The following is a 13420-nucleotide window of genomic DNA, read 5'->3' as shown; positions in this document are numbered from 1 at the left end:
CCCGACCCCGCTGCTCGTGAAGGTCGCGATGCACCGGGAAACCAAAGCCGCGTGCGAATGCATGCCGACATTTCGGTCCTCGTTCGATCGGCGCGCCCGAGGGGTGCGCGTGCGCGCGGCTCATCACGGCGGAGTGAAAGGAAGGAGTGAAGCGATGACGAGCGCAACCCAGCAGGACGATCGGGCCTTTCAACAGAAGGCGCGGGCCAACCAGGCCGATCTAACCGCCAACCTTAAATCCTCTTACGATTTCATCGTCTGTGGGGCGGGCACGTCCGGTTCCGTGGTGGCGCGTCGCCTGGCCGAAAATCCCGATGTTCAAGTGCTGCTCGTTGAGGCGGGCGGCAGCGACGACGTCGAAGCGGTGCTCAACCCGTCGCTATGGCCCACCAATCTCGGCAGCGAACGCGATTGGGGTTTCCAGGCCCAGCCCAACCCGCATCTGAACGGCCGCACGCTGTCGATGTCGATGGGCAAGGCGCTGGGTGGAGGATCCAGCGTCAACGTCACCGTATGGGCGCGCGGCCACCGCAACGATTGGGATTTCTTCGCGACGGAGGCCGATGATGGTGCGTGGGGCTATGACAATGTCCTGAATATCTATCGCCGCATCGAAAATTGGCAGGGCGCGCCCGACCCGCTCTATCGCGGCAGTTCGGGTCCGGTGTGGGTTCAGCCATCGTCCAACCCCAGTCCCGTGGCGCACGCTTTGCTGGATGCGGCGGCGGCACTCGGCATCCCGACCTTCGACAGCCCCAACGGCCGGATGATGGAAGGCGCTGGCGGCGCGGCGATCACCGACGTTCTGGTGCGCGACGGGCGGCGGCACTCGCTCTTCCGCGCCTATGTCGCACCGTGGTTGGATCGTCCCAACCTCACCGTGCTGAGCGACACGTTGGTGCGCCGCGTGATCCTGCAGGGTAAGCGCGCGACTGGCGTCGAGCTCGTGCGCGACGGGCGGATCGTCACCGTAAACGCCCACGCCGAAGTCGTGCTGTCGCTCGGGGCAATGCAGACCCCCAAGGTGCTGCTGCACTCCGGCATCGGTGACGAAGCCGAGCTGTCTCGGGTTGGTCTTCCGGTCGTCGAGCATCTGCCCGGCGTCGGCAACAACCTGCAGGATCATGTATCGTTCGGCTGCACCTGGGAGTATAAGGAACCGATTGCGCCCCGGAATAGCGGAAGCGAGGCGACGCTTTATTGGAAGAGCCGCCCGGAGATGCAGGCTCCGGATTTCCTGTTCTGCCAGGTCGAATTTCCGGTACCCAGCGAACGGACTGCAGCGCTCGGCCTGCCTGAGCATGGCTGGACCATGTTTGCTGGCTTGGCACAGCCTAAAAGCCGTGGTCGGCTACGGTTGCGCAGCAACGATCCGCTCGCACCACTCGAAATCGACGCCAACATGATGTCGGATCCCGAAGATATGGTCGCGGCGATCCGGTGCGTCGAATTGTGCCGCGATCTCGGCAATTCCGATGCGTTCCGGCCATTGGTGAAGCGGGAAGTGATGCCGGGCAACCTTAGGGGTGAGGCGCTGAAGGCGTATATCCGGGATGCCGCTGTCACCTACTGGCACCAGACCTGCACCGCCAAGATGGGACGCGACGCCATGTCCGTCGTGGACGGCGCGCTGAAGGTCTATGGCATCGATGGTCTCCGCATCGCCGACGGCTCGATCATGCCGCGTGTCACCACCGGCAACACGCAGGCGCCCTGCACGATCATTGGTGAGCGTGCAGCAGAGATGATCCGCGCCACGCACAAGCTGTGATGCCTCCTCCGACACGCCGGATCTCGATCCGGCACCTGTCTTAAACTGCGCCATCCTGCCCTTGCCGCTGCGGCGTCCGCCGCACGCCGGGACAGGATGGTCGCGACAGACTGAAAGATCGCTGGAATGTACCATGCCATCGCCAAATCCGAATTCGCCGTCCGTCCGGCAACCTTGGCCGCCGCCTCCACCCGGATCGGTCGCCTTCTGGTCGTGGAGGACGATCCGGCAACCCGCCGCTTGATCACCGATTATCTTGCGGCACAGCCATGTACCGCGCTGGGCTGCGGCGCGCCTGACGTCGGTCGCTACCTGCAGGGTCCACCCCTCAGCCTGATCATCGTCAATGCCCGGCTAGGGGAGCTGAGCGGCCTTGAGATCCTACGCCAGATCCGTGAACGATCGCATGTTCCGGTCATTCTCTACCGCGACGGGCAGCCAACCCATGTCGAACCCATTATCGGGCTGGAGCTCGGGGCGGACGATTTCTGCTCCGGCCCTCTCAATCTCGACGAGTTGCTGGCGCGTGTCCGCGCAATCCTGCGCCGCCAGGAGCTCGGCCGGCTGTTCGCGCCCCAACTACGCGGCGGGCATCACTTTCACGGTTGGGAATTACGCCACTCAACCCGCAAATTGACGTCGCCGACCGGCGAAATCGTCGGCCTCACGAAGAAGGAATATGCGTTGCTGAGCGCCTTACTGGAGGCGCCCTGCCGCCCCCTGTCACGCCTGCACCTCATGCGCGCAACCCGTACGCACGAGGATATTTACGATCGCAGCATCGACGTTCAGATCCTCCGCCTTCGGCGCAAGCTCGCCACCCATCCATCCGGGGTCGATCTGATCAAGACGGAACGGGGCTTTGGCTACATCTTCGACGCCCGGGTCGAAACGCTATACTAGCGCGCCTTGCGCGAGGCAGGTGCGCCGGTTTAGCGCGCGCCTGCCTTGCGCTGAAGGAAGGCGAGCACCGCCTGGTTGAAGGCCTGTGGTCGTTGCCACGGCACAAAATGCCCGCCGTTCGGAAATATCTGGAGCCGCGCGCCGGGAATGACGCGGGCAAGATAGTGCGCATGCGCCTCGGTAATGAATTCGTCGTGATCGCCTTCCGCGATGGTGATCGGAACGTCGCGGATCGCGGCGAGCTGCGCGGCCTTATAATTGGGCTCGCTGGCCTGCATGGGCTGCAGCGCTTGGTGGAGTTGAGCAAAGCCCTTGGGATTGCCGGAAAGGGCGGCATGCTCGGCCGCCAATCGTGGCAAAAGGACTTTAAGGATCGGCGCATCGGCCGCACCAGGACGAACGCCCCGCTGGTCCATGTTGGCGCCGAACGCATAGAGACGGTCGACGCGGTTCGCATTGTGCATCGCCAATATGAGACCGATGATCGCGCCGTCGCTCCATCCTACGATCGCTGCTCGTTCCAGGTGGAGCTTGTCCATGACGGCAACCACGTCTTGCGCCATCAGCTCGTAACTGAGAGGCTGATTGCCCAATGTGCTGCGGCCATGGCCACGGCTATCGATCAGGATGACGCGATAACCCGCCTTGACCAGCGCGGGCACCTGCCCACCCCAGCCGCGGCTGCTCGAAAGTCCCCCGTGAAGCAGAATGACCGGTCTGCCCCTGCCCACGCTCCCGAACCAGATATTGGCGCCAGCGTGCCGCGCAAAGCCCGTCTGCTGTAATCTGGGGAGAGCGGCAACCGCGGGGATGGTCTGTGGCGGCGGGGCGGCTGGCGCCAACACGGGAATTGATAGGACCAGCGAAAGGCCTAGTAGAATCTTGCGCATGTTCACCGTGTCCCTGTCCCGCGGGCCGGCAACCCAGCGTCCGCCTTGTTTCGCTTGCGAAGGCCGTACAGGGCTGCCCTTTGCAGCGCGACCAGGGCCTCGTTACGACTGACATTCAGCGCGGGATCGCCTCGACTCATCGCGAAATCCGCTCGTTACCCCGGAAATCAAAAGAACTTCGTTACGACTGTGATCCAAACTATTCTGGATTGAGGCCGCCGCTCATAGGGACGCGGTCCATTGTCAGGCGGATGATCGCGAGGATCCAGTGAGCTATATCGACACGTCCGAAGTGGCCTTCCAGGCCAAGGCCGCGCGCGTTTTGGTTGTGGATGATGATCCGGCCATGCAGCGGATGATCGTCAGTTATCTGACCGAACATAATCTGCGTGCCACCTCGGTATCGGGGCGCCGCGGACTCTTCCACGCTTTGGTCGGCCGCGAGCCCGATCTGATCATCCTCGATTTGCATCTGGGTGAGGATGATGGCCTGGATGTCCTGCGTGAGTTGCGTGCCAAGAGCGTGACCCCCGTCATTCTGATTACCGGAAATCGGCGCGAAGAAATTGATCGGGTCGTCGGGCTGGAGCTAGGTGCCGACGATTATCTGACCAAGCCTTTCGGGTTGCGTGAATTGCTGGCCCGTGTCCGTGCCGCGCTGCGGCGCCGCTCGATGGATCGGCTGAGCCCGGCGCGCCAGAGTGGCGCGATATTCCGCTTCGCCGGGTGGCAGTTCGATCAGCGTAACAGGCAGCTCATTTCGCCAAAAGGCGACATCGTACCCCTGACCAAGGGCGATTTCGCTCTGTTGAGCGCCTTCGTCCAGGCGCCGCGCCGCACCTTGTCGCGCGAGCATCTGCTGCAGGCGACACGGGTTCACGAAGATGTGTTCGATCGCAGCATCGACGTGCAGATCTTGCGCCTGCGCCGTAAGCTGGAAGACGATGCGCAGGCACCCCGCTTGATCCGCACCGAACGTGGGCTCGGCTACCGTTTCGACGTCGACGTGGAGTTGCTGTAGGCTCGCGCTCGTGTGTCGCGGCTACGCGGCTTCAGTGAAGGGCTGGCGTCGCGCCGCTGATAACCGCCGGTAGCCGCGCGGCGAGTTCCTTGCGTTTCAGCGGGTAGGCGATTTTGGCCGCCCGGATACGGCTTCGCAACAACTGGGCTTCCGGCGTCGCCACGAGCATCGGGCGACCAGCCATAGGCGCCGACAACAGCTCGGCCGACTTGAGCGCGATCTCGGTGTTGAACGACGTGATAAGAGCGCCGTCGCAGTCCTTCAGCGCCTGGCTCATCGCCGCGATGCCGGTAGACAGCGGAAAGCCGATCGGTTCGTACCCAAGCTCCGCCAGCAACTCCTCTTCTTCGGCAAGCTGCTCCGATTGGGCCAGCAACAATATCCGCGCCCCATCGCCCGCTATCGCATAATCGTCGGTTCCGGCTCGCTCCGGCAGCCAGACTGAGAAGCGCGCGCCGGGATTGATGTTTTCGACATCGATCGAACCACCGTGATCCTGAACGATCTCCCAGGCCGTTGAAAGGCCCAGGCCAGTTCCGCCGAGTTTCGTGGTGAAGAAAGGTTCGAACAAACGGCAGCGCGCGGACGCGGCGATGCCAGGCCCCCGGTCGGTGACGGAGACAACGACATATTGGCCCGAGGGAAGCATGCCGTGACTGAGGCGGCGTCGCTGCACCAGGTTCACCCGCCCTGCCTCGATCGTCACCGTCTCTCCGTCGCCCGCATGAACGGCGTTGTTGCAGATGTTGAGGAACACCTGCTGAAGTTCGCTGGCCGCGCCGATGACGGGGAAGCTTCCCTCTGACGTCAGCAGCCGGATCTGGTTCTGACGTGCGGATGCCGACACGAGCTGAACGCTCTCTCTCAGGATATCCAGCAGATCGGCTGGGCGTTTCTGCGATCGTCCCTGCTTGGCGAAGTTCAGTATCTCGTCGACGAGATTACGGGCACGGCCGACGGCGTGCAGTATCTCGCCAAAATGCCGGTACGCTGGCGATCCTTTGCGCGTGCGCTCCTGGCCCATTTCGGCATACCCGCCAATCGCGCAGATGATGTTATTGAAATTGTGCGCGACGCCGCTCGCCATCACGCCGATAATCTCCATCCGACCGGCGCGCGCGACTTTCTTTTCAAGCCGTTCGCGCTCCTGCTGCATCGCTTCGCGGCGCGCACCATGCGCAATCGCGACGAGTGCGGAGGCAAGCCCCGCCATATGATCGCGACGTTGTGCAAAGGCCGCGCCACTCGGTTCGAAGCCGATGATGAGCCGGTGGGGCTCGACCGTTCTCAGCAAGACCAGATCGCTGACGCCGACGGTGCGCATCGCTTCGATGACGGCCGGATGCCCCCGATTTCCCCGTGTCGACGCCATCACCCGGTCGCCTGCCCAGGCGCTGTTTGCATCCGCGACACGCACCAGCTGGCAGAACCACTCCTGTTCGTCGTCCACGTGGGGTGCGGAAAAGTGCACAGGCGCCGCAATGCCGGGAATCATCAGGCGGAGGCGTTTGGCACGAAGGTAGAAAGCAAGGCGGTTCACCGCATCCTGCACGCGCGCCTCGAATGTTTCGTGGCCGGTGTCGATCAGGGGCATCGCGATGGCCGCGCTTAACCGTTCATTGTCTGCCTGGCTTTGCAGTTCCCGCGTATGCTGGCGCTGCACCAATATCATCGCGGTCACGATTGCCGTCAGAAGGGTGATCAGAAAGCCGAAGCATATCTGAAGACGGCGCAGCGCACTCTCGCGATTGCGAACCTCTTCGCGGATCAGCATCTGAAACTGCCTGACCCGCTTTTCCATATCCATCCCGCGGATGGCGTTCAGCAGCCTATCGATTTCGGGCAAGATCTCCACCAGCCGTCGCGCATGCGTGACGAGTGCTGCGTCGGCCGTACCGGGGCGCGCGCGCGGTAGAGCATCCAGCGCAGATTGCGCGCCGAGCACCGTTGGCTTGCTCGTGTCGAGCGTGAGCCTCAGGATCCAGGCGGACAGAATATTGTTCTGGTCTATCTTCGCATCATCGTTGGCAGCAAATTGAGTGAGCGCTCGCTGCAAAAGCCTGTTGCGGTGCTTGAACTGCTGCACCAGGACTTCCTGGCGAGCGGCGGCTGCCGCGACGCCCGCCAGCGCCTGCCTTGCCGATGAAGGCATCGGCAATTTGCCGAGACCGGAGAGACTCTCTTCGGCCGCGACCAGATCCGCATCTACCGGTTCGTAACTGCGTAGCATGCCAGCGCGCGCCGTCAGCAGATCGACCTGCAGCGTTCGCTCGGCCAGCGAATACATCATGATGCCGTTGCTGGCGCGGCTGGCGTAGCGACGATTGTCGCCCATCATGTTGAAGGCAAGGGCGGCGACGATCAAGGTGGCAAGCAGCGTGGCAACGCCGGCGAGCCGAAGGACTGGCAGCCACCGCATCAGGAGGACGGCGCATGGGGCGGGACGCGCCGCCCGCCGCCTGGATGAAGGCTGCTTTCGCGACGAGGACGGCCGCGTCCGTGGAACTGCGCAGCGAGGCCATCTGAACTGCAAAGCTGGTGCGTGTGCATTTGAACCCCGGTCGCAAGAAGTCTCAATGGACGTGCGGCCCGCGCATTGCGAGGACATTGCGGCCGCGATCGATACTATTTCAATTGTAGCCCGAGCGCCGTTAATTCGCGTTGCCAGCAGGCACGTCACGGATTCCGCACTTCGTTTCGGCCGTAATATTGCCGTATCCAACTGCAATCATCAAGCAGCTCGGCCGCGACACCCCGGTGTTCCAATTACCGGGACGTGCGGAATGGATGGTGCAAAGCAGGAAAGCTCAACCGATTACGAGGATGAGCTGGCCAGTCTGCCAATCGATCAGCTTGACGTCGCGCGACCGCAATTATTTCAGCGTGGCTATGCGCCACGCTATCTTCGGCGTTTACGCCATGAGGCGCCCGTTCATTATTGCGCGGATGGGGAATACGCCTCTTATTGGTCGGTGACGCGCCATCGGGATATCGAGATGATCGAACTCGATACCGATACCTTTTCGTCCGACCATCTCAATGGCGGAATCACGCTCACGTCGCATCCGGACGATCCGCAATTTCTTCCGTCGTTCATTGCGATGGATCCGCCGCGCCATGGTGAACAGCGCAAGGTGATCGCACCCGCTTTCTCGCCGCAACGGCTCGGCGAGATGACGCAATCCTTGCGCACGTGGTCGCGGGAGATATTGGACGGCCTTCCCATCGGGACTACCTTCGATTGGGTCGACCGCGTCTCGATTGAACTCACGGCGCGCACCTTGGCCTTGCTGCTGGGCTACCCCCATGAACGGGCGCGGGACCTGATCCGCTGGTCGGACGCAATGGTCGCACTTCCCGGCAGTCCCGCTTGTCCGACGATCGAGCAGAAGCTGGCGGTGATGCAGGAATGTTTCGATGCGTTTGACCAGATCTGGCAGGCGCGTTTGCGCGCGCCGGCGGGCAACGATCTGCTGTCCATGATCGCCGGCGGCGTCGAAACGCGGGAGCTGTCGCCAGACGAATTGCACGGCAACCTGCTGCTCCTGATCGTGGGCGGCAATGACACGACCCGCAACAGCATCACCGCCAGCGTCCTCGCGCTCGATCGCTTTCCTCGGGAGCGGCAGAAACTGGACGCCGATCCCAAACGCCTCGCCAACTTGGTGCCGGAGATTCTACGTTGGCAAACGCCGATCGCTCATATGCGCCGCACTGCGATGCGGGATGTCGTTCTGGGCGGCCAGCCCATCGCCAAAGGCGACAAGGTGATCCTGTGGTACCTATCGGCCAATCATGATGAGGAGATTTTCGCGGACGCCGAAGACTTCCGGATTGATCGGGCCAATGCGCGCCGGCATCTGTCATTCGGTGCCGGCATTCATCGCTGCGTCGGTGCGCGTCTGGCGGATCTGCAGATCCGCATCTTGTGGGAGGAAATCCTGACGCGCTTTCCGCGGATCAATGTTCTGCATGAGCCGGAACGATCCTTTTCGACCTTCACCCACGGCTATTCATCACTCCTGGTGCGCATCCCCCACCGACATTCCTGATCCGCCCGGTTTGCGCCCAGGGCGCGCTTGTGAGCTGCGGACGGAAGGATCGGGGCGACCGCGTCGATGAAACAAAGCCCCGACCGCTGGATGGTGAAGCGCGATCCCCAGCCACATCGCCAGGCCGAGGATGACGCAGCCGAGTTGGATCGACGCGGCCGCGCCTTGCCCAATCCGATAGCCCAGCATGGCGGTGGTTGAGAGCGCCCCGACTGGAGCAACTTCATGGACCATCAGCAACGCTACACCGCCGAGGACCGCCAGCAGCACCGGCAGGCTTGCATCCGGTATAAGCCCTGCCGTCGTGAGCGTCTCGGCTGGAAAGCCCGGCAGCTGGAGCTGGAAGATCCCGTCCAGCAGCAAGGTTGCCGCAACCAGTGCGACCACGCCTCGGCCGAGCATCCGGCTAGTCATGGTCCGCCTCCACAATGGGCCTGGCCGGGGTCATGAACGCAGCCCGACGAGCTGGACGCCCAGCATCATAAGGATCCCGCCGGTCGTCCGATCGAGCATCCGCACCACCGCGGGGCGCTGCAACCACGGGCGGACGACGCCCGTGAACACGGCCAGCAGGGAAAACCAGCCGATTACGATCAGGCTGTGGCTTGCTGCCAGCGAACAGGCCTGAGCCCCGCTGGATGGTCCACTCGGCACGAACTGCGGCAATAGGGTCAGATAGAAAGCACCGACTTTCGGGTTGAGAATGTTGGTGGTGAAGCCACGGCGGATCGCGCCCGATATCGTCCCCGCGCTATCGCTCAAGCGCTCGACGGAGATCGACAGTCGCAGCCGCAACAGGAATTTCGCGCCCAACCATGCAAGGTAGGCGCCGCCGGAGAGGCGCAGCAGATCAAACGCGAGCGGCCAGCTTTCGAGCAGCGCGGCCAGCCCGAATGCGGCAGCGGCGCCCCAGCACAGGCAGCCCAGAGCAATTCCCATTGCGCTGCCGACCCCGGCGCGCGGCCCGTCCATGGCCGCCGTCCGCAGAACCACGGCGGTGTCCAGCCCCGGAACCATCGTCAATATCGTTGCCGTCAGCAGAAATGCTGGCAGAGTATCGGGAAGCATTTCATCATCTCGCGACGGGCGTCCGTCCGACGCCCTTTAGGTTCGCAGACAATGCCACCGGCTCCGTTGCAGCTTGGCTGCGGTGCGGGCCCGTCTACGCTGCACCTGTAACGGAGGATCGGTTATCCATGCCGACCTTGCCGTCACCGTCTGGCGATGATGATCGTGCCCTTGTCCGCCGGCGAAAGAATATGATGACGCACCGCTGAGAAGCCGGCGCGTACCAACATCCTCGTGAATTCTTCGTAACTGTAAGTACGTGTGCCTGTCTCGACCAAAAGCGTTAGCGCAAAGGCGCTGCCGAACAGGCTGGGTGTCGTCTCGTGCGGATAGTCATGGACGATCAACTGGCCTCCGGGCCGGATCACCTTGGCCAGATGCGTAAAGATGCGTTCATTCTCATCCGCGTGCATATTGTGGGCAACGGACAGATATAGTGCGATGTCATAGCCCTCCCCCCAGTCGCACGCCCGCACATCCGCAGCATGCACCGCGATACGGCCTTCCAACCCAGCATCCCGGATGCGCGTTTCGGTGCCGTCCAGCGCGCTTTCGAGATCGATGATCAGGCCGCTCAGCTGGCGATAGCGACGACACAGCGCCAATGTGTGCAAACCATGCGATCCGCCCAGATCCAGCAGGCGCTTTGCCTCGTGCGGTACGTCTATTAGGTGCAGCAGATCCGGCGATAGGTCCTGCGCAAAGGCGCGCATGTAGCGCGCGAAGCGCGTTCCCAGTGCCGGCTCGTCGCGCATCCTGTCCCACAAGGACCGGGCCGGTTCGCCGCGCCTTACCGCGTCCGGCAAATCCAGCATGATCGACCAGGCATCGGCGCTCCAGACGAGGCCAGGGGTGTAATCCACCTTTCCCCTGCTGGTGAACCAGCGCGCCGTGTCCGGCGCATTAACCAGCACGTCACCCCGCCGTTCGAGCATAGCGGCTTCGACCAGGAAGTCGCTGAGCCGCGCGACACCGGTCTGGCTCGCATCCAATGCCCGCGCGAGCGCTTCTATCGTCATGGGCCCGTCTGCAAGAGCTTCAAACAGGCCAAGGCGCGCTGCCGTGATCACTGCAGAAGCATGCATCATTGCCAGATAAACGTCGGCGATCGGCTGCGCGGCCGGATCGTTGCTTGCCGCCAGTTCGGCTCCTCGGTCCGGTCGGAAGCGACGGGGCAGACCGAAATCGGCACGTTTCTGGTCCACCTTACGCTCCCTGCAATCCACATCTGCGGGAAGGATGGCGCCGCTGACGCTACGGCGCGGCTTCAGCACCCCGACGGCCGGTTACAATTGCTATGCCGGCGGAAGATAGTTGCGCGACGTGGTCGGCATATTCCTCTAAGCCCTCGGCGCGGACCGTTGGTCGCGCTGGCTCAACGATGTGATCGGAGCAGATCTCCGCGGCCCGCACAATAACGCTGCGCCAAGCCATAGGCGGCCTGTTGATCGACCGCGCCGCGATGCTCCGGACGCAAATAGCGACACAGATCGAAGCGGACCGGATGCGCTTGCAGATGAAGCACCAGGCTTATCGCGATACTCACAGCGATGACAGCCGTCGCCGCTAAGGTGGCGATGCAGGTGCATGCCGCGAACAGGGTCGTTGATCGCGTACCTTTGCGCACCCGCGTTGATCGGCGCGACTTGCGCACCGGTGGGCGCAGACGGGTCAGGACGTCATCCATTTTGCCCGTGCGGCATCAGGCCGCTCTGCCTTCTGCGAATTACCGGCGGCAAGGATTGCGATCGCGACCAATCCGCCGATCATGCCGATATGCTCCGTCGCCGTATGGAAGGCGATCGTCCGGAATGGCTCGTCCGTCATGTCCCAGAAATGATGCACGAGAAATATGGTCAGCCCGGTGAAAGTGCCGAGCGCACCGGCGCCCAGCCAAACCAGGCGGTTGGAGATGATCAGCAAGGATCCGCCAAGCTGCACGATAAAAGTCGCGACGTTGAAGACCGCGGGGGGTTCCAATCCGAAATGCGCCATCTCGGCAGCGCCCGCCTGAAAGTCGAACAGTTTCGCCAGCCCGCTTGCCCAGAAGGGAAAGGTCAAAGCGGCGCGCGCCAGCATGCCGACGCGCCGCGAGCGGAGGAAACGATTGATCACGTTTAACATAGACTTGCTCCGTCTGGGCATCGCGGCGCGGCGGTTCGGAGCCACGTCGGCGGCCGTCCTCGGCGACGCCGCGCGCTGTTTCGATCGGCGCGTATCTTCCTGGTGAATTCGGGCGGCTAGCTCGATCGATCCGGCATTCGGATAATGCGAGCACGCGTAGAGAATGAGGCTGTCGATCAGAGAGCTCGACACGCCGGGGCGGCCCGCTCCCGTACGGTCCGGGTCGTTAGGCATGCCTGACGTTTGCCGGCGTGGAGCAACGATTGCGTTGCGGGGCAGCGCTGCCCGGTTACACCTGAAACTCCGGGACCGTAGCTTCAACCGTCAGAGTTCAGGCCTATTGTCCTGAAAAGCGAAACGCCTCGTTCTATTTCGTCCTGCTTATCGCAACGCATTAGGCGCGTTATTTCGCTGGCACTCCGCAACACCAAAGGATGTGCGTCATGAACATGCCTGCACGCTTACAAACCAATTGCGCGGACGATGCCCGGCAAGATCCTGCCATTGCGGGCAAACCGTTCTCTGACATGGCAGCCGTGCGTGGCGGGCCCACCGTATATGCAGGCCGGACAGCAGTCTTCGCATGGTTCGAACGGGCGATCCCCACCGCCTCGGCTATCGCTGCGCCGCGCGCCATCAGGTCCGCCGCCAATGAGCATCACATAACGGCGGAGGTGGCTGGCGACTTTCCCGGCAGCCCTGCCCTCCTGACCTTTCACTTCGTGATCCGGGACGACCAGATCGCCGAATTGGAGATTGCATGATGACGAACATCGACCCGCAGGAGTTTCGCGGCAAACGCGTCGTCCTTACCGCTGGAACGAAAGGCACCGGTGCCGCCACCTATCGGCGCCTCATCGCGGGCGGCGCCCGCGTCGTCACCGCCGCGCGGGCCGGCCCACCCGACTTCATGCGTGACGAGGATTTCGTGCAGGCGGATTTGAGCACGGCTGACGGCGCCTCCACGCTCACGACCGCAGCGCTCGACCGCCTTGGCGGCGTCGACATCCTGGTCCATGTCCTCGGCGGCTCCTCGTCTCCCGGCGGCGGCTATGCCAAGCTCGACGACAGCCTGTGGCAGCAGGAGCTCGATCTGAACCTGATGAGCGCCGTCAGGCTCGATCGGTTGCTGCTGCCGCGCATGGTGAACGCGGGTGCCGGCGTCGTCATTCACACGGGCTCGATCCAGCGCAAACTTCCGCTGCACGATGCCACCACCGCTTACGCGGCCGCGAAGGCGGCTCTGGTGACCTATAGCAAGGCCTTGTCGAAGGAGGTTGGACCCAAGGGGGTGCGGGTTAACGTCGTATCACCGGGCTGGATCTATACCGATGCCACAGACGCCTTCGTGAAGCGTCTGGCCGACACCTCCCATGTCAGCGAGGATGCGGCCCGGCAGACCATCGTCGATGCACTCGGTGGGATCCCGCTCGGCCGGCCGGCGCATCCGGAAGAAGTCGCGGAGCTCATCGCCTTTCTCGCCTCGGACCGTGCTGCAGCCATCCACGGCACGGAGGTCACGATCGACGGCGGAACGGTCCCGACCGTCTAACCGCTCGGCAGCGGCCTTGACCGCACCCCGCACCGGCGC

Annotated in this window: 12 protein-coding genes; 6 read left to right on the top strand and 6 right to left on the bottom strand. The window is 63.1% G+C overall.

Features of this window, described 5'->3' with window-relative positions; translation table 11 throughout:
- Nucleotides 1–154 precede the first annotated feature (154 nt).
- Together ACOJSI_RS03605 and ACOJSI_RS03600 are read left to right on the top strand one after the other, a co-directional pair.
- Nucleotides 155–1771 carry a GMC family oxidoreductase gene (locus ACOJSI_RS03605; RefSeq protein WP_420136894.1) on the top strand — a complete coding sequence of 539 codons (1617 nt, stop codon included), beginning with the start codon at nucleotides 155–157 and terminating at the stop codon, nucleotides 1769–1771.
- 126 nt (nucleotides 1772–1897) lie between these two features.
- Nucleotides 1898–2674 carry a winged helix-turn-helix domain-containing protein gene (locus ACOJSI_RS03600; protein WP_420136893.1) on the top strand — a complete coding sequence of 259 codons (777 nt, stop codon included), beginning with the start codon at nucleotides 1898–1900 and terminating at the stop codon, nucleotides 2672–2674.
- Between the two features lie 29 nt (nucleotides 2675–2703).
- Here ACOJSI_RS03600 and ACOJSI_RS03595 read toward each other — a convergent pair whose 3' ends face one another.
- Nucleotides 2704–3564: an alpha/beta fold hydrolase gene (locus ACOJSI_RS03595; protein ID WP_420136892.1), complete on the bottom strand. Its 861-nt coding sequence runs from the start codon at nucleotides 3562–3564 to the stop codon at nucleotides 2704–2706.
- A 268-nt stretch (nucleotides 3565–3832) separates the two neighbouring features.
- On the opposite strand from ACOJSI_RS03595, the gene ACOJSI_RS03590 reads away from it, so the two are divergent.
- A complete protein-coding gene (locus tag ACOJSI_RS03590) occupies nucleotides 3833–4585 on the top strand; it encodes a response regulator (RefSeq protein WP_420136891.1) in 753 nt (250 codons plus the stop codon).
- Nucleotides 4586–4616: 31 nt separating this feature from the next.
- On the opposite strand, the gene ACOJSI_RS03585 is transcribed toward ACOJSI_RS03590, so the two are convergent.
- Complete coding sequence (locus ACOJSI_RS03585; RefSeq protein ID WP_420136890.1) at nucleotides 4617–7004, bottom strand: ATP-binding protein; 2388 nt, start codon at nucleotides 7002–7004, stop codon at nucleotides 4617–4619.
- A 364-nt stretch (nucleotides 7005–7368) separates the two neighbouring features.
- Between ACOJSI_RS03585 and ACOJSI_RS03580 the strand changes: the two genes are divergently transcribed.
- Nucleotides 7369–8637, top strand: a complete 1269-nt coding sequence (locus ACOJSI_RS03580; RefSeq protein ID WP_420136889.1) for a cytochrome P450 — start codon at nucleotides 7369–7371, stop codon at nucleotides 8635–8637.
- On the opposite strand, the gene ACOJSI_RS03575 is transcribed toward ACOJSI_RS03580, so the two are convergent.
- The 4 genes from ACOJSI_RS03575 to ACOJSI_RS03560 all read right to left on the bottom strand — a co-directional run bounded on the left by ACOJSI_RS03575 (nucleotide 8602) and on the right by ACOJSI_RS03560 (nucleotide 11829).
- The gene (locus ACOJSI_RS03575) at nucleotides 8602–9051 is read right to left on the bottom strand and encodes a hypothetical protein (protein ID WP_420136888.1); all 450 of its coding nucleotides are present in this window, start codon (nucleotides 9049–9051) and stop codon (nucleotides 8602–8604) included. The genes ACOJSI_RS03580 and ACOJSI_RS03575 overlap by 36 nt on opposite strands.
- A gap of 30 nt (nucleotides 9052–9081) precedes the next feature.
- On the bottom strand, nucleotides 9082–9705 hold the full coding sequence (locus ACOJSI_RS03570; RefSeq protein WP_420136887.1) for a LysE family translocator: 624 nt from the start codon (nucleotides 9703–9705) through the stop codon (nucleotides 9082–9084).
- Between the two features lie 143 nt (nucleotides 9706–9848).
- Nucleotides 9849–10910 (bottom strand): methyltransferase, encoded by a 1062-nt coding sequence (locus ACOJSI_RS03565; RefSeq protein ID WP_420136886.1) that lies wholly within the window; start codon nucleotides 10908–10910, stop codon nucleotides 9849–9851.
- 466 nt (nucleotides 10911–11376) lie between these two features.
- Entirely contained in the window at nucleotides 11377–11829 is a 453-nt protein-coding gene (locus tag ACOJSI_RS03560; RefSeq protein ID WP_420136885.1) for a DoxX family protein, read from the bottom strand.
- Nucleotides 11830–12272: 443 nt separating this feature from the next.
- Here ACOJSI_RS03560 and ACOJSI_RS03555 point away from each other — a divergent pair, with 443 nt between their 5' ends.
- Nucleotides 12273–12593 (top strand): hypothetical protein, encoded by a 321-nt coding sequence (locus ACOJSI_RS03555; protein WP_420136884.1) that lies wholly within the window; start codon nucleotides 12273–12275, stop codon nucleotides 12591–12593.
- On the top strand, nucleotides 12590–13381 hold the full coding sequence (locus ACOJSI_RS03550; RefSeq protein WP_420136883.1) for an SDR family oxidoreductase: 792 nt from the start codon (nucleotides 12590–12592) through the stop codon (nucleotides 13379–13381). Before ACOJSI_RS03555 ends, ACOJSI_RS03550 begins: the two co-directional genes overlap by 4 nt.
- Nucleotides 13382–13420: the final 39 nt, after the last annotated feature.

This window comes from Sphingomonas sp. (assembly GCF_048595155.1).
Classification (GTDB): Bacteria; Pseudomonadota; Alphaproteobacteria; order Sphingomonadales; family Sphingomonadaceae; genus Sphingomonas_I.
Note: the sequence above shows the minus strand (reverse complement) of the source record. Positions and strands in the feature narration are given on the sequence as shown.

Bases quoted from the DNA above. Each gene is read 5' to 3' on its own strand.
- ACOJSI_RS03605 (WP_420136894.1), top strand. From the start codon at position 155: ATGACGAGCGCAACCCAGCAGGACGATCGGGCCTTTCAACAGAAGGCG.
- ACOJSI_RS03600 (WP_420136893.1), top strand. From the start codon at position 1,898: ATGTACCATGCCATCGCCAAATCCGAATTCGCCGTCCGTCCGGCAACC.
- ACOJSI_RS03595 (WP_420136892.1), bottom strand. From the start codon at position 3,564: ATGCGCAAGATTCTACTAGGCCTTTCGCTGGTCCTATCAATTCCCGTG.
- ACOJSI_RS03585 (WP_420136890.1), bottom strand. From the start codon at position 7,004: ATGCGGTGGCTGCCAGTCCTTCGGCTCGCCGGCGTTGCCACGCTGCTT.
- ACOJSI_RS03580 (WP_420136889.1), top strand. From the start codon at position 7,369: ATGGATGGTGCAAAGCAGGAAAGCTCAACCGATTACGAGGATGAGCTG.
- ACOJSI_RS03575 (WP_420136888.1), bottom strand. From the start codon at position 9,051: ATGACTAGCCGGATGCTCGGCCGAGGCGTGGTCGCACTGGTTGCGGCA.
- ACOJSI_RS03570 (WP_420136887.1), bottom strand. From the start codon at position 9,705: ATGCTTCCCGATACTCTGCCAGCATTTCTGCTGACGGCAACGATATTG.
- ACOJSI_RS03560 (WP_420136885.1), bottom strand. From the start codon at position 11,829: ATGTTAAACGTGATCAATCGTTTCCTCCGCTCGCGGCGCGTCGGCATG.
- ACOJSI_RS03555 (WP_420136884.1), top strand. From the start codon at position 12,273: ATGAACATGCCTGCACGCTTACAAACCAATTGCGCGGACGATGCCCGG.
- ACOJSI_RS03550 (WP_420136883.1), top strand. From the start codon at position 12,590: ATGATGACGAACATCGACCCGCAGGAGTTTCGCGGCAAACGCGTCGTC.